This window comes from Dactylosporangium sp. NPDC005572 (genome assembly GCF_040605515.1).
Classification (GTDB): domain Bacteria; phylum Actinomycetota; class Actinomycetes; order Mycobacteriales; family Micromonosporaceae; genus Dactylosporangium.
In genome coordinates this window covers 38,485-53,384 of sequence record NZ_JBEXCY010000067.1, presented here as the reverse complement: position 1 = coordinate 53,384, position 14,900 = coordinate 38,485, and the positions used below count along the sequence as shown (strand labels likewise).

General features: G+C 74.0%; 16 protein-coding genes. 8 read left to right on the top strand and 8 right to left on the bottom strand.

The features are described 5' to 3' along the window. Positions 1-130: 130 nt before the first annotated feature. On the bottom strand, positions 131-805 hold the full coding sequence (locus tag ABZS66_RS28740) for a hypothetical protein (RefSeq protein WP_354762953.1): 675 nt from the start codon (positions 803-805) through the stop codon (positions 131-133). A 153-nt stretch (positions 806-958) separates the two neighbouring features. Here ABZS66_RS28740 and ABZS66_RS28735 point away from each other — a divergent pair, with 153 nt between their 5' ends. Continuing rightward, positions 959-2,092, top strand: a complete 1,134-nt coding sequence (locus ABZS66_RS28735) for a histidine kinase (RefSeq protein ID WP_354762951.1) — start codon at positions 959-961, stop codon at positions 2,090-2,092. Continuing rightward, positions 2,089-2,769, top strand: a complete 681-nt coding sequence (locus ABZS66_RS28730; protein WP_354762949.1) for a response regulator transcription factor — start codon at positions 2,089-2,091, stop codon at positions 2,767-2,769. The genes ABZS66_RS28735 and ABZS66_RS28730 overlap by 4 nt, the downstream gene beginning before the upstream one ends. Here ABZS66_RS28730 and ABZS66_RS28725 read toward each other — a convergent pair. Next, positions 2,753-3,502 carry a hypothetical protein gene (locus tag ABZS66_RS28725; protein WP_354762947.1) on the bottom strand — a complete coding sequence of 250 codons (750 nt, stop codon included), beginning with the start codon at positions 3,500-3,502 and terminating at the stop codon, positions 2,753-2,755. The genes ABZS66_RS28730 and ABZS66_RS28725 overlap by 17 nt on opposite strands. An 88-nt stretch (positions 3,503-3,590) precedes the next feature. Further along, the gene (locus ABZS66_RS28720) at positions 3,591-4,361 is read right to left on the bottom strand and encodes an SDR family NAD(P)-dependent oxidoreductase (protein ID WP_354762945.1); all 771 of its coding nucleotides are present in this window, start codon (positions 4,359-4,361) and stop codon (positions 3,591-3,593) included. A 42-nt stretch (positions 4,362-4,403) separates the two neighbouring features. Here ABZS66_RS28720 and ABZS66_RS28715 point away from each other — a divergent pair, with 42 nt between their 5' ends. After that, positions 4,404-5,069 carry a hypothetical protein gene (locus ABZS66_RS28715; RefSeq protein ID WP_354762943.1) on the top strand — a complete coding sequence of 222 codons (666 nt, stop codon included), beginning with the start codon at positions 4,404-4,406 and terminating at the stop codon, positions 5,067-5,069. Positions 5,070-5,089: 20 nt separating this feature from the next. On the opposite strand, the gene ABZS66_RS28710 is transcribed toward ABZS66_RS28715, so the two are convergent. Further along, entirely contained in the window at positions 5,090-5,476 is a 387-nt protein-coding gene (locus tag ABZS66_RS28710) for an SCO5389 family protein (RefSeq protein ID WP_354762941.1), read from the bottom strand. Positions 5,477-5,487: 11 nt separating this feature from the next. After that, positions 5,488-6,420: an ATP-binding protein gene (locus ABZS66_RS28705; protein WP_354762939.1), complete on the bottom strand. Its 933-nt coding sequence runs from the start codon at positions 6,418-6,420 to the stop codon at positions 5,488-5,490. A gap of 135 nt (positions 6,421-6,555) precedes the next feature. Between ABZS66_RS28705 and ABZS66_RS28700 the strand changes: the two genes are divergently transcribed. Both ABZS66_RS28700 and ABZS66_RS28695 read left to right on the top strand, forming a co-directional pair. Continuing rightward, the gene (locus tag ABZS66_RS28700) at positions 6,556-7,437 is read left to right on the top strand and encodes a hypothetical protein (protein WP_354762937.1); all 882 of its coding nucleotides are present in this window, start codon (positions 6,556-6,558) and stop codon (positions 7,435-7,437) included. Further along, a complete protein-coding gene (locus ABZS66_RS28695; RefSeq protein ID WP_354762935.1) occupies positions 7,434-7,937 on the top strand; it encodes a SigE family RNA polymerase sigma factor in 504 nt (167 codons plus the stop codon). The genes ABZS66_RS28700 and ABZS66_RS28695 overlap by 4 nt, the downstream gene beginning before the upstream one ends. On the opposite strand, the gene ABZS66_RS28690 is transcribed toward ABZS66_RS28695, so the two are convergent. Beyond that, positions 7,934-8,200, bottom strand: a complete 267-nt coding sequence (locus tag ABZS66_RS28690; RefSeq protein ID WP_354762933.1) for an acylphosphatase — start codon at positions 8,198-8,200, stop codon at positions 7,934-7,936. The two genes, ABZS66_RS28695 and ABZS66_RS28690, sit on opposite strands and share 4 nt — an antisense overlap. Before the next feature lie 75 nt (positions 8,201-8,275). Continuing rightward, the gene (locus tag ABZS66_RS28685) at positions 8,276-8,704 is read right to left on the bottom strand and encodes a hypothetical protein (protein ID WP_354762931.1); all 429 of its coding nucleotides are present in this window, start codon (positions 8,702-8,704) and stop codon (positions 8,276-8,278) included. Positions 8,705-8,826: 122 nt separating this feature from the next. Between ABZS66_RS28685 and ABZS66_RS28680 the strand changes: the two genes are divergently transcribed. Continuing rightward, positions 8,827-10,155 (top strand): sodium:proton exchanger, encoded by a 1,329-nt coding sequence (locus ABZS66_RS28680; protein ID WP_354762929.1) that lies wholly within the window; start codon positions 8,827-8,829, stop codon positions 10,153-10,155. A gap of 46 nt (positions 10,156-10,201) precedes the next feature. Beyond that, positions 10,202-11,761, top strand: a complete 1,560-nt coding sequence (locus ABZS66_RS28675) for an alkaline phosphatase D family protein (RefSeq protein WP_354762927.1) — start codon at positions 10,202-10,204, stop codon at positions 11,759-11,761. A gap of 59 nt (positions 11,762-11,820) precedes the next feature. On the opposite strand, the gene ABZS66_RS28670 is transcribed toward ABZS66_RS28675, so the two are convergent. Next, complete coding sequence (locus ABZS66_RS28670; protein ID WP_354762926.1) at positions 11,821-13,449, bottom strand: FAD-binding dehydrogenase; 1,629 nt, start codon at positions 13,447-13,449, stop codon at positions 11,821-11,823. Positions 13,450-13,548: 99 nt separating this feature from the next. On the opposite strand from ABZS66_RS28670, the gene ABZS66_RS28665 reads away from it, so the two are divergent. Then, complete coding sequence (locus tag ABZS66_RS28665; RefSeq protein ID WP_354762924.1) at positions 13,549-14,793, top strand: helix-turn-helix domain-containing protein; 1,245 nt, start codon at positions 13,549-13,551, stop codon at positions 14,791-14,793. Positions 14,794-14,900: the final 107 nt, after the last annotated feature.

Below are 14,900 nucleotides of genomic sequence, written 5' to 3'. Positions count from 1 at the left end.
TTAATTAATATAATAAATGGGTGGTTACTTAATGAAACCACCCCTATAAATACGAAACGACGGATCAGCCTTGATGCATCAGGCGCGATGCATCAAGGCTGATCGTCGTGCGTCAGACTGCCGCAGCGGGCTACGCGATCGCTACCACCGGGCGCAGCCGGGCCCGGGCGAACGTGCGGAGACCGGCCGTGACCAGCACCGCCAGCATCGGGATGGTGCCGACGGCGGGGAGGATGGGGGTGTCGTACGGCAGGAGCAGCAGACCCGCGTACCCCGCCACGATCGCCGGCACCGTCCACCAGCCCAGCACGCCGGCCCGGGCCAGCCCCGCGAACGTCAGCAGCAGCGCGAGCGACACCAGCGGCCCGGGGCTGAACGCCAGCTGCTGCGCCGGGTGCGCGAGGACCTTGTCGGACAGCGCGACGGCCTGGTCCGCCGGCAGGTTGCGGCCGATCTCCATGTGGAACCAGTCCGACAGCAGCGCGCCGGACATCTCCAGCAGGGTCAGGGCGCCCAGCAGCGCGCCGACGGCGGTGAGGGCGAAGCCCTTGCGGCCGCGGACCAGGAACGGCAGGGCGAGCAGGCCGGCGCCCATCAGCAGGTTGCCGTAGTGCAGGAGCAGCGCCGAGAGCTGGGTCTGGAACGGGTCGGCGGCCAGCGACTGGAGGTACGCGGCCTTGTCGTCGGCGGCCTGCGGCGGCGAGGTCGCCAGCCCGGCGAAGAAGGACACGGCACCCACGACGAGCGCGATACCGGCGGCGTAGGAGAAGACCCGCGAGGCGGGAGGAGTTTCGGTAACCGTCATGCCAGGAACGCTATGGAAACGGGCACCCCCGGCGCTGCCTGCGCGCGTCTCGATGCGCGTCCGTCGCGCGGCGGACGTGACGGCGTCACGCTGTCCGTCGTATGGGCGACCCGCCGGTCAACCCGGGCCGCCTACATTCCAACCATGTCCCGCATGATCGTTCCCTGGGCGACGGCGGCGCTGCTGGCGGTGATCGGGGTCGTCGAGATCGTCCTCGACAGCGGGTTCGCCGCGGCGCCCGCCGCGCCGGCCGCCGCCCTCGCCGCGGTCGTCGGCGGCGCGGTGCTCGCCGGCTGGTTCCCGGTCGTGGGCAGCGCGGTCGTCGCGCTGGCGTTCCCGATCGCCGTCGTCGGCGGGCTCAACGGCCCGACCGGCGCCGCCGTGTTCGGGTTCTTCCTGGCTCCGGGCTGGGCGGGGTACCGGAAACTCCGGGGCTCCTGGCCGGCACCGCTCGCCGCCCAGCTCATGGCCAGCCTCGGCACCTGGGTCGCCGGCCGCGCGGCCGGCTCGACGGTGGCCGGCCTCGGCGCCATGGCCTGGGAGAACCTGTTCTTCGGGGTGCTGTGCTGGGGCGCCTGGGGCGTCGGGCTGCTCGCCCGCCGGCTGCGCGACCGGGCCGACCTCATGGCCCGCCTGGCGCAGGCCGTCGAGGCGGAGCGCGAGGCCCGCGAGGCGGCCGTCGTCGCCGAGGAGCGGCAGCGGATCGCCCGCGACATGCACGACGCGGTGGCACACTCGATCAGCGTGATGGTCCTGCAGCTCGGCGCGGTGCGGGCGACGCTGCCGGCCGGCACCCCGCAGGCCGAGATGCTGGTCGGCGTCGAACGCCTGGGCCGCGAGTCGGTGCAGGAGCTGCGCGCGCTCGTCGGCGTCCTGCGCGAGCCGGTGAGCGCGCCGCAGCCGTCCCTGGCGCGCGCCCGGGACCTCGTCGACGACGTCCGCGCGGCCGGCCTCCCGGTGGACCTGACGATCGACGGCGACCTCACGAGGGTGCCCCGAGCCGTCGACATCAACGCGTACCGCGTACTCCAGGAGGCCCTCACCAACGTGCTGAAGCACGCCGGCCCGGTCACGACCACGGTCAAGGTCACCGTGACAGCGACCGAAACGACGATCGCGGTGGAGAACGCGCCGGGACCCCGGCAGGAACGCGGTCAGGCGGGGCACGGGCTGGCCGGCATGCGCGAGCGGGTCGCGGTCTTCGGCGGGTCGCTCGACGTGAACCCGGCCGAGGGCGGCGGCTTCAGCGTCCGTGCCGTGTTCCCCACCCCGGGAGGTCAGCGGTGATCCGGGTCGTCATCGCGGACGACGAGGCGATGATCCGGGCCGGGCTGCGCATGCTGCTCGACCACCAGCCCGACATCGAGGTCGTCGGGGAGGCGGCCGACGGCGTCCAGGCCCGCGACGAGGTCCGCCGCACCAGCCCCGACGTGGTCCTCATGGACGTGCGGATGCCCCGCGCCGACGGGATCACCGCGGCCCGGCAGATCCTGGCCGAGTCGCCGGCCAAGGTCGTCATCCTGACCACGTTCGACGAGGATGCCGCGGTACAGCAGGCGCTGAGGGCCGGCGTCAGCGGTTTCCTGCTGAAGGTGGCCCCGCCCGAGCAGCTGGTGCACGCCGTGCGCACGGTGGCGGCCGGGCAGGCGCTGCTCGACCCTGCCGTCACGCTGCGGGTCATCGAGTCGTTCGCGGCCGCGCCCGGGGCCGACCCGCGCGCCGCCGAGCGGCTCAAGGATCTCACCGAGCGCGAGGTCGACGTGCTGCGGCTGGTCGCGCGGGGGCGGTCGAACGCCGAGATCGCCGCCGAGCTGTACCTCGGCGAGGCCACGGTGAAGACGTACGTGTCCCGGATGCTCACCAAGCTCGACCTGCGCGACCGCGTGCAGGCGGTGGCCTTCGCCTACGAGAGCGGCCTCATCACGCCGGGAAGCCAGGCACCGGGGGCTACTGGAACAGGCTGACCACCGACCGGATCAGGTTCCCGTCGTGCCGCTCGTCCACCCAGGTCACCGCCGACAGCGGCCGGCCGTCCTCGCGGGCCTCCCGGCAGTACCGCAGCACGTCGTCCGCGGCCGGCACGTCCGTCACCGCGAGCGCCCCCGTCGCCCGGCACCGGTAGGCGGTGTCCTCGGCGTCGCGCACCGCGACCCGCCCGTCGTCGCCGTGCCGGGCGGCGACCGCGACCCGCCAGCGCGCCTTGGTGATGAGCAGCGTGTCCCGCTCGGCGGTCACCTCCAGGTTGCCGCGCACGAGGGCGCGGGCGATCGCGTCGCCGTAGGCCAGGCCGAGCACCCGGTGCTCGCGGCGCGGGTCGGCGACCGACTCGATCCGCTGGCGCTCCGCCGCCGGCAGGCTGCCGAGGAGGGCGGCGAGCGCGCTGTCGGACAGGCCGGCGACGACCGGCGCCAGGCGCTCGGGCGGCACGAGCGCGAGCAGGGCGGTGGCCTGCTCCAGCGGTACCGTGCGAATCACCTCGAAGAGGTGGTCGGGGCCGAGGGCGTGGACGAGCTGGCGCTGCGACTCGGGGCGGAGCGCCGGGACCAGCCGGGCCACGTCGGCGGGGCGCATCGCCGCGGTCACCACCGGCAGCCGTTCGGCCGGCATGGCCATCAGCAGCCCCGCCGCCGACTTGGGCGGTGAGCTGCGGATCATCGCGACGAGCTGGGTGACGGGCATCATGCCACCGGGCAGCATCCGCCGTTCATAGCACCGCCGAGGGGCCCCGCACATGGCCCGCGGGGTCGGACCGGGTCGGGCGATCAGCCAGGTCTGCGGCAAACGATCAGCGTGCCGTCCAGCCGCCGTCGATGAGCATCACCTCGCCGGTGACCAGCGACGCGGCCGGCGAGACCAGGAACAGCACCGCGCCGGCCACCTCCATCGGCTCGCCGATGCGGTGCAGCGCGGCGATGCGCTCGACCACGTCGGCCCGGTGGGCGGGGTCGGCGAGGTACTCCTGCGTGCCGGGCGTGTGCACGAACGTGGGCGCCACCGCGTTGACGGTGATGCCGTGCGGCCCCCACTCGACCGCCAGGCACTTCGTGAGGTGCGCGATCGCGGCCTTGGTCATGCAGTAGACCGCCTCGCCGGGCAGGGCGACCGCGCCGGCCTGCGAGCCGACGTTCACGATCCGCCCGTACCGCTGCCGGATCATCACCCGCCCGGCCGCCTGGCTGGCGAAGAACGTGCCCTTCAGGTTGACCGCGAGCGTGTGGTCGAAGTCCTCCTCGACGACGTCCTCGGCCGGGTTGCCGGGCGCGATGCCGGCGTTGTTGACCAGGATGTCGAGCCGCCCGAACTCGGCCACCACCGCGTCGACCCCGGCGCGCACCTCGTCGGTCCGCGTCATGTCCATCTGCAGCGGCAGCACCCGCCGGCCCAGCGCGGCGATCTCCTCGGCCAGGCCGGCGTCGGCGGTCCGGTCGCGCAGGCCGATCGCCACGTCGGCGCCGGCCTCGGCGAGGGTCAGCGCGACGGCCCGGCCGAGCCCGCGGGCCGCCCCGGTGACCAGCGCGACCTGCCCGGGCACGGTGAAGCGGGGGAAGTCGGTCATCGGCGCAGCGTATCGTTCGCAGGACAGCTTCGAGGAGGCAGGATGATCATCGGCGCGCGCTTCAACGGCCCGCCCGGCTCCGGCAACGGCGGCTACTCGGCCGGCCTGCTCGCCGCCGAGCTCGGCACCGGCCCGGCCGAGGTGACGCTGCGCAAGCCGCCGCCGCTCGGCGTGGAGTTCCGCCTCAGCCACGACGGCCCGGTCGTGCGCGCGCTCGACGGCGAGACGGTGATCGCCGAGGCGCGCCACCTCGACGAGCCGGCTCCATCAGCGGTACCGCCGGTGTCGCCGGACGAGGCCGCCGAGGCCGCGAAGGCGTACCCGGGCTTCACCGACCACCCGTTCCCGACCTGCTACGTCTGCGGCCACGCGCGGGGCGACGGCATGGGCATCTTCCCCGGCCCGGTCGGCGACGGCCGGGTCGCCGCGCCGTGGACCGTGGCCGACGGGCCCGGGGAGCCCGGCCCCGTGACGCTGTGGGCCGCGCTCGACTGCCCCGGCGGCTGGTCGGTGATCAGCGAGGGCCGCCCGTACGTGCTGGGCCGCCTGGCGGTCTGGGTCGACGCCCTGCCGTCGGCCGGCGACGACTGCGTGGTGCTCGGCCGCCACGTCGGCGGCGAGGGCCGCAAGGCCGACGTCCTGTCCACTGTGTACGGTCCGGGCGGCGACCGCCTGGCCACCGCCCGGGCCACCTGGATCGCGATCTAGGCCGGCCTTGGCAGTCGGCCTCAGCAGTCGCGCAGCTCCGGGGACTGGTTCAGCAGCTGGCCGCGCACGGAGGTGAAGGCGCGGTACCGCTCGGTCGTGGTCTGATCCGGCGTGAACGCCGCGACGCGGTGGCAGTTCTGGAACGCGAGGACGACCCCGAAGTGCCGTTCGAGCGACTTGCGGATCGCGTCGCTGGCCAGGGCGCGCAGCAGCTGCCCGCGCTCGGCCTCGCTCGGCGGGGGCACGGCGTGCTCGGCGTGGCCGTCGCCGCCGGCCGCTGACGCGACCTCGCTGATGACGCTCCAGGCGTACGGCAGGGACTCCCGGACGCAGGCGACGAACTCGGCGTCGTCGACCGGGCCGGCCTCGGCGCGCTCCAGCAGGGCGGTGGGGACATTGAGCGACATGGTGGTTCCTTTCAACGGGCCAGGGTGAACAGCGGGTCGATCTGGTCGGTCAGGTCCGCGCCGAGGCGGTCGTTGCCCCAGGCGACGGCGTTGCGGACGTGGAAGTCGGCGGCCTGCGCCGCGTAGCGGGCCCAGTCCTTGGGCCGCGCGTCGAGGGCCTCCCGCATGCGGCCGAGCGCCGCCGCGTTCTGCGGCTCCAGCTCCTCGATCGGTCGGAACCGGCCGCGCTCAGCGGCCTTGACGAAGCCCGACCGGCCGATCCAGCACAGCAGGTCGTCGCCGACCTCGGCGCGCAGGAACGCCACGTCGTCGGCGTCCTCCACCTTGTTGCCGACGACGGCGACGGCGACCCCGTGGTCGCGGGCGTGGCCGACGTACTGCCGGTAGACGCCGACGCTGCGCACGGTCGGCTCGCACACCAGGAACGTCAGGTCGAACCGGGTGAACAGCCCCGACGCGAACGAGTCGGCGCCGGCCGTCATGTCGACCACGACGTACTCGCCGGGGCCGTCGACGAGGTGGTTGAGCAGCAGCTCGACCGCGCCGACCTTGGAGTGGTAGCAGGCGACGCCGAGGTCCTCGGTCGCGAACGGGCCGGTGACCGCGAGCCGCACGCCGTTGACGCCGGTGACGAGCCGGTCGTAGATCGGGTTGGCCCCGTCCACCCGCAGCAGGCGCGAGCCGGGCCCGGGCGGCGTGGTCTTCAGCATGGTCTCGGCCGACGCGATCAGCGGGTTGTCGCCGCGGAGGTACTCCTTGATCTCGGCGAGGTGCGCGCCGAGGGCCGGCAGCGCGGCCGCCGGCCCGGCCCCGAGCGCGGCGGCGAGGTGCTGGTTGATGTCGGCGTCGATCGCCAGGAGCGGCCGGCCGTGCAGGTGTCTGGCGAAGAGCGCGGCGAGCGTGGTCTTTCCGCTGCCGCCCTTGCCGACGAAGGCAGTTTTCACCCCCTGTTGGTATCGGTTTTCATTTTCGACAGCAACCGGAACACGCCGATGTGACCCAGGTCACAGCGACTTGGGCGCCGTTCGGGCCCGTGGTTCCAGATGACGGCAACGATGTACGAGAGGGAGGCAGGAGACGTGGACCAGGAGTTCCGGTCGCGGCTGGCAGAGGAGTTGGCCGCCGAGCCAGAGCCGCCCATCGGCGACCTCGTCGGGGCGTCGGTGCGGCAGGGCCGCCGGCTGCGCGCCTTTCGCCGGTTCCAGACCGGCGGGGTGGCCGTGGCCGTGTTCGCCGTCGTCGCGATCGCCGCGGTAGTGGCGTCCGGCGCCGCCGGCGGCGCGCCCGGCCCCCAGGTCGCGGCGCCGGGAGCGGGGCCGACCGGCCAGACGGTGTCGCCGCGGGTGTACCAGTCGTTCGACCCGTCGACGAAGCTCGTGCCCTGGCAGCCGCCGGCCGGCGCGCCGGCCACCGGGCCGCAGGTCGCCGCGACCCCCGAGGGGGTCCTGGAGCTGCTGCTGTCCCTGCTGCCGGCGGGCCCGACCGGCGCCTACGCCGGCAACGACGACCTGCTCGTGCAGACGTACCTCGACCCCGGCGACGGCAAGGGCATGCTGCGCGTGAACGTCTCCAAGGTGATCGGATCCGGCGGTACCGCACCCACCGGGGAGGCGGACGCGCGCTGCCGGACGATGGGGCTCGACGCCTGCCCGGCCCCGGACGAGGGCGTGGTCTACCGGCAGCCGCTCGAGCAGGGTGGCGAGATCGTGGTGCGGCAGTTCGACGACAACTGCATCCAGCACGCCGTCGTCGAGGTCACCCGGGCCGACGGCATCCGGGTGCAGGTGAACATCGCCGGCTGCCTGGCCTGGGACGGCACCCGCAACCCGCCGGCGCCGCCGGTGATCACCGTCCAGCAGGCCGCCGGCATCGCCCTCGACCCGCGCTGGAACGTGACGCTCGCGAAGTCCATCGTGGACGCGGGCGCGGCGCGGTTCCCGAACCTGCCGGAGATCGCATGAGCGTGGACGGTGAGTTCGTCGACTACGCCCGCGTTGCGGCGCCCCGGCTGCGCCGCACCGCCTACCTGCTCTGCCAGGACTGGCACCTCGCGCAGGACCTGACCCAGACGGCCCTGGCCAAGCTGTTCGTCCACTGGGGACGGATCCACCGCCGGGACTCGCCGGACGCCTACGCCCGCAAGGTCCTGCTCCGCGTGTTCCTCGACCACCAGCGCCGCAGCAGCAGCCACGAGGTGGTCGTCGACCGGGTCGCCGACGGCCCGGCACCTGGCGGGCAGCCCGAGCTGCGGCTGACGCTGATCGAGGCGCTGAGCCGGATCCCGGCCCGCGACCGGGCGATCCTGGTGCTGCGGTACTGGGAGGACCAGAGCATCGACACGGTCGCCGACCTGCTGGGCGTGTCGGTCCCGACGGTGAAGTCGCAGAGCGCCCGCGGCCTGTCCAGGCTGCGCTCCCTGTTGGGCGCCGACGACGAGGCGCTGCTCGCGCTGCGCGACTAACGCACTGTGAAGCCGGTCAGGCCCTCGGGCGGCTCCTCGTGCACGGCGACGTCCGTGACGACGGCCGACCGGGGGCCCTGGCCGGCCCAGTCCAGCATCCGGGCCACGTCGGCGTCGGCGCCCTCGAAGACCGCCTCCACGCGGCCGTCGGCCAGGTTCCGCACCCACCCGCCGACGCCTGCCGCCGTCGCGACGCGGCGGCACGTGTCCCTGAAGTACACCCCCTGCACCCGTCCGGAGACGAGCACCCTCCTGCGGATCATGCCCCGACGCTACCCGTCAGCCCAGGAACGCCGTCACGGTTCGGGTGAACCACGCCGGGTCGTCACGCGTCGAGCCTATGACCGCGCCTGCAGCACGACGAACCCTTCCGGCCGCAGGTGGAGGCGTACCGCATCCGGGTCGGCCGCCAGGACGGTCGCGGCGAGCCGCGCGCCGTCGGTGACGATCCCGGCGTCCGGGATGCGCACGAAGGCCTCGTACCGCCGGCTCGGCCCGCCGTCGACCCGCCCGTGGATGCTGAAGCGGGTGTGCCCGTCGTCGCTGAACTCGGCGACGGCCCGCTCGACGACGAACTCGGCCTTGACGCCGCTGCGCTCCCACTGCCCCTGGATGCTCCGCCCGTTGACGTAGGCGAGGGCGAGCCCGACCCCGAGCATGACGACGGCCGCGAGCGCGGCCAGGGTGGACCACGGCCGGTCGAGGACGGCCGACAGCGCACAGACTACGACGGCGGCTCCGGCGAGCGCCCAGGCGACGCGATGCACGGCCCCGACCATACCGCCCCGGCCGTCGAAAGTGGCCGATCGACGGACGGGATGTTACGCCGCCGTTTCGGCGGATTCCACGACAAGACGGCAACGCGGCGGCGGCGGTAGAGTCCGCTCCCATGCGCAGACCCCCGCTGTCCGGCCTCCTGGCGCTCGCCGCCACCCTCCCGGGAGTCGTCGCCGCGCTCTCCGGGTGGGAGCCCGCGGCGCCCGTCGCGGCGGTGGTGTTCGGGGTCGCGATCGTCGGGTCCGCCTTCCTGCTCGCCTGGGCGGCGGAGGCGGCGCAGGTCGACGTGTCCGCCGGGCTCGCCGTCGCGGTGCTGGCGCTCATCGCGGTGCTGCCCGAGTACGCGGTCGACTTCGTGTTCACCTGGCGGGGCGGTGCGGCCGCGGCCGAGCACGGGGTTGCCTGCAAGGCGGCCGACGAGAGCACGTCCGCCTGCTCGCTGGCGCTCGCGAACATGACCGGGGCCAACCGCATCCTCGTCGGCGTCGGGTGGGCGCTGGTCGTCCTCATCGCCTGGCGGCGCAGCGGGCGGGGCGGCATCCGGCTGCAGCGGGCCGACGCCGTGCCGCTCGCCTTCCTCACCGTCGCCTCGCTGTACTGCCTCATCCTGCCCTTCAAGCGGACCCTCACGCTGCTCGACACGGCCGTGCTGCTCGCGGTCTTCATCGCGTACAGCTGGCGGGTCAGCCGCGCGCCCGCCGGCGACCCCGACCTCATCGGGCCGGCGGCGTGGGTCGGCGCGATGGCGAAGAAGCCGCGCCGGGCGACCGTCATCGGGCTCTTCGTCGCCGCGGCCGGGGTGATCCTGCTCAGCGCGGAGCGGTTCGCCGAGTCGCTCGTCGAGACCGGGGCCGAGCTCGGGGTCAGCGAGTTCCTGCTGGTGCAGTGGATCGCGCCGCTCGCCTCCGAGGCGCCGGAGCTGCTCGTCGCCGGGCTGTACGCCTGGCGGCTGCACACCACCGAGGCGCTCGGCGCGCTCGTGTCGAGCAAGGTCAACCAGTGGACGCTGCTCGTCGGGACGTTGCCGGTCGTCTTCGCGGTGTCCAGCGGCGGTACCTCGGGACTGCCGATCGAGCCGGCCCAGCGCGAGGAGCTGCTGCTCACGGCGGCGCAGTCGGTGCTGGCGATCAGCCTGCTGGCCGGACTGACCCTGAGCCTGCGCGCCGCCGCGACGCTGCTCGTGCTGTTCGGTGCCCAGTTCGTGCTCGCGGCCGTGGTACCGCCGGATCTCCACGGGAAGGAGCGCATCGGGTTGTCGATCGTCTATCTCGCGCTGGCCGTGGTCGTGCTCGTCCGCAAGCGGCGGTCCGTGCTGCCGCTGCTGCGCGACGGGCTCGTGACGCCCTACGCGCAGCTCGGCGACGATCTGTGCTGCACGACGACGGCCGGGCGGCTGCGGGTCCGCGACCGGCTGCGCGAGAAGATCCACGTGCGTAGCTAAGCGAACGTTCGCGCAGTGTTCGACTACGAGCGGCAGGGTGAGCCCCATGCTGACTCGACGGCACGTCCTCGCGGGTGCGGCGGTCGCCACCGGCGCCGCGCTGCTGCCCGCCTCCATTGCCGACGCCCACGGCACGTCGCCGTTCGGGCTCGGCGTCGCCAGCGGCGACCCGCTGCCCGACAGCGTCATCCTGTGGACCCGCCTGCTCACCGACAGTCGCCGGCCCGTGGAGGTCGACTGGCAGGTCGCCCTCGACGAGCGGTTCCGCAAGGTCGTCCGCAGCGGCGAGACGATCGCCCGGCCGGAGCTCGCCCACTCGGTCCACGTCGACGCGCGCGGCCTGCAGCCCGGCCGGGAGTACTTCTACCGCTTCCGGGCGAAGGGCGCGCTCAGCCCGGCCGGTCGTACGAAGACCGCCCCGGCGCCGTGGGCCGACGGCGGCGCGCTGCGCTTCGGCATCGTCAACTGCCAGGACCTCCAGAACGGCTACTGGCCCGCCTACCGCCACCTGGCCGGCGAGGACCTCGACGTCGTGCTGCACCTCGGCGACTACATCTACGAGTACGACCCGCACAGCCGCTTCGCCGACCGCAACCACACCAGCCCGGCGACGCCCGGCCTGGACCAGCTGGTGACGCTGGACGACTACCGCAACCGGCACGCGCAGTACAAGACCGATCCCGCGCTCCAGGCCGCGCACGCCGCCTTCCCGTGGGTCGTCACCTGGGACGACCACGAGACCGAGAACAACTACGCGGCGCTGACGGACGAGATCGACGACACGGGCGCGCAGCGGCAGACGCCGGCCGAGTTCGCCCGGCAGCGCGCCGCGGCCTACCAGGCGTACTACGAGCACATGCCGATCCGCGCGAACCTCAAGCCGGGCAGCGCCGACCTGCGCATCTTCCGCCGGTTCGACTTCGGCCGGCTGGCCCGGATCAACGTGCTCGACACCCGGCAGTACCGCACCGACCAGCCCGGCGGCTTCCCGAGCGACTTCGGCCTGCCGCAGGCCGGCCTGGCCAACACCACCGGCACGCTCACCGGCGAGGACCAGGAGCGCTGGCTGCTGGCCGGCCTGGACCGCTCGCCGGCCCGCTGGAACGTGATCGCGCAGCAGGTCATGATGAGCCGCATCCAGCTGCCGAACCCGACCGGCGGCCTGCCGGCGATCCTGGCCAACCTCGACCAGTGGGACGGGTACGCGCCGCAGCGGGCCCGGCTGCTGCAGCACCTGGTCGCCGCCCAGGTCCGCAACCCGGTGGTGCTGGCCGGCGACATCCACTCGACGTGGATGAGCGAGCTGCGGGTCGACCCGGACCGCCTGGAGCAGGCGCCGGTGGCCGTGGAGTTCACGGCGACGTCGATCTCGTCGGACTTCCCGATCGCGTTCGACGGCCCGCTCAAGGCGCTCAACCCGACGCTGAACCCGCACGTGCGGTACTTCGACGGCTCCCGCCGCGGCTACCTGCGCTGCACCGTCGACCGGCACGCGTGGCGCACCGACGCCCGCACCGTCGACTCCATCGAGGTCCGCGAGTCCCCGGTGACCACGACCGCCTCCTACACCGTCGAGTCCGGCACCGCGCGCCTGCACACCTCCTGAACCCCGACGATGTCTCGCACCGGCTGCAGGATCGCGGTCCTGCAGCCGGTGCGGCGCCGCTAGGCGACCTCGGCTGCGGCGGCGCGGCCGGCCACCCGGCCCGAGAACAGGCAGCCGCCCAGGAACGTGCCCTCGAGGGAGTTGTACCCGTGCATGCCGCCGCCGCCGAAGCCGGCCACCTCGCCCGCCGCGTAGACGCCCGGCAGCGGCTCGCCCGACGGTTGCAGGACGCGGCCGGACAGGTCGGTGTGCAGGCCGCCCAGGGTCTTGCGGGTCAGGATGTTCAGCCGTACCGCGATCAGCGGGCCCGCCTTCGGGTCCAGCAGGCGGTGTGGGGTGGCGACGCGGATCAGCTTGTCGCCGCGGTACGCCCGGGCGCCGCGGATCGCCGTGATCTGGGCGTCCTTCGCGAACGGGTTGGTCAGCTCGCGGTCGCGGGCCTCGATCACCCGCGTCACCGCCGCCGCGTCGAGCAGTGACGAGCCCGCCAGCTTGTTCATGCCGTCGACGAGCGACGGGACGGTCGGTGCCACCACGAAGTCGGCGCCGTTGCGCTTGAACGCCTCCACCGGGGCCGGGGCGCCCGGGCGGACCCGCTGGAGGACCTGGCGGACGCTGCGGTTGGTGAGGTCCGGGTTCTGCTCGGAGCCGGAGAGCGCGAACTCCTTCTCGATGATCTTCTGGGTCAGGATGAACCAGCTGTAGTCGTACCCCGTCGCCATGAGGTGCTTGAGCGTGCCCAGGGTGTCGAAGCCGGGGAACAGGGGAGCGGGCAGCCGGCGGCCCTCGGCGTCCAGCCACAGCGACGACGGGCCGGGCAGGATGCGGATGCCGTGGTTCGGCCAGATCGGGTCCCAGTTCTGCAGGCCCTCGGTGTAGTGCCACATCCGGTCGGGGTTGATGATCTGGCCGCCGGCGCGTTCGGTGATGGCGAGCATGCGGCCGTCGACGTGGGCCGGCACGCCGGCGACCATGCGCTCCGGCGGGGTGCCCAGGCGGGCCGGCCAGGCCTTGCGGACCAGGTCGTGGTCGCCGCCGATGCCGCCCGAGGTGACGATGACGGCGGACGCCGACAGCTCGAACTCGCCGACGGCGGTGCGGGAGCTGGACTGTCCACGCAGGACGGTGCTCGGCTCCAGGATCGTGCCGCGGACCACGCCGCCCGGCTCCAGGGCGTCGACGCGGTGCCGGAAGCGCAGCTGCACGCGGTCGCTGGCGAGCACCCGGCGGGCGAACGGCTCGACGACGCCCGGGCCGGTGCCCCACGTGATGTGGAAGCGGGGGACCGAGTTGCCGTGGCCGTCGGCCGGGCCGCCGCCGCGCTCGGCCCACCCGACGACCGGGAACACCCGGTGGCCCATCGCGCGCAGCCACGCGCGCTTCTCGCCGGCGGCGAAGTTCACGTACGCCTCGGCCCAGCGGCGCGGCCACTCGTCCTCGGGCCGGTCGAACTGGGCGCTGCCGAGCCAGTCCTGCCAGGCCAGCTCGACGGAGTCGCGGATGCCCATCCGGCGCTGCTCGGGCGAGTCGACGAGGAACAGCCCGCCGAACGACCAGAACGCCTGGCCGCCGAGGCTCTGCTCGGGCTCCTGGTCGAGCACGATCACCCGCCGGCCGGCGTCGGCCGCCTCGGCCGCCGCGACCAGTCCCGCGAGCCCCGCACCGACCACGATCACATCCGCATCCATGGCCCCCAGGCTAGGCGCACCGGCATGCCAAAATCGTGGAGCCGGACACAGAATTCCGGCGGGATCTTGTCATCGCCATGACAAAAGAAGGTGTCGTACGTGTTGTCGCGTCGATCGGCCGACCAGCTCCGGGCCCTGCAGCCGGGGTTGCAGGGGCGGGTGCTGGCGGTCGTCCGTGAAGCGATGCGCGGCCAGGGCCGCTCGCTCACGGGCGGGCAGGGCCACGGCCTCGCGCTCGGTGTCGAGACCGCGGTCGCCGCGCTCGTCGCCGGTGCGGGAGAGGCCGAGCTCGCGGCGACGCGGAGGGTCTTCACCGAGCTCGGCCGCACGGAGTACCGCGAAGGCCACCGCGTCGACGCCCTGCGCTCGATCCTGGTCGTCGGCACCCAGGCCATCTGGTCCTGGCTCGTCGAGCGGCCGGGCCCGCTGACCCCGGACGAGCTGTACGGGACGGCGGCCGCGCTGTTCGGCTACGTGGACGCGCTGGCCGGCGCCGCGGCGGAGGGCTACCTCGACGAGCAGCGCGACGCCGCCCACGACTGGGCCACGGTCCGCCGCCGCCTCATCACGCTGCTGGTCCAGCCCGGCCCGCCGGCCGACGCGGCGCTGCACGCGGCGGCCGAGGCGGCCCGCTGGCCGCTGCCCCTGGCGGTCGCCGTGATCAGCGCCGAGGGCACCGACGCCGACCACCTGGCCAGCGCCATCGGCGGCGGCGCCATCGCCACGGTGATCGACGGCGCCACCCGGATCGTGACGCCCGCACAGCCGCCGCCGCCCGGACGGTCCGCGAAGGCCGGCCCGCTCGCGGCGCCCGCGAAGGCCGGGACGCCCGCGGCGCCGGCAAGGCCCGGACTGGCCGCGGCGCCCGCAAAGGCCGCGGCGCCGACGCCGCCCAGCCTCGTGGTGCCCAGCCGCGGGCTCACCGGGCGCCGCGCGGCGGTCGGGCCCGTGGTGCCGCTGCGGCAGGCGCGGACGTCGTACCGGATCTCGCGCCGCGCCCTCGACCTCCAGCAGGCCGGCCGCCTCCCCGACGGCGTGCTGGCCTGCGACGACCACCTCGTGCCGCTCATGCTCGCCTGGGAGCCCGGCGTCGCCGACCGGCTGGCCGAGCACGTCCTCGCGCCGCTCGCCGCGCTGCCGCCCGGGACCCGGCGCCCGCTCGCGGCCACCCTGCTCGCCTGGCTGCGGGCCCAGGGCCAGGTGATCCCGGCCGCGGCGGCGCTGCACACCCATCCGCAGACCGTTCGGTACCGGATGAAGAAGCTGCGTGATCTCTTCGGCGAGCGGCTCGAAGACCCCGACGAGCGTCTCGCCCTGCAACTCGCGCTCACCGCGGCCGGGTAAGTTTCACGCTCCGCCGCCGCCTGAGCAGCCCACAGTGTCGAAGCGCTTGAATCGGCCACCGTCGACGTCCAAGGTTGTCTTCCGGTTGTCTCTTCAGGGGCTGTTGA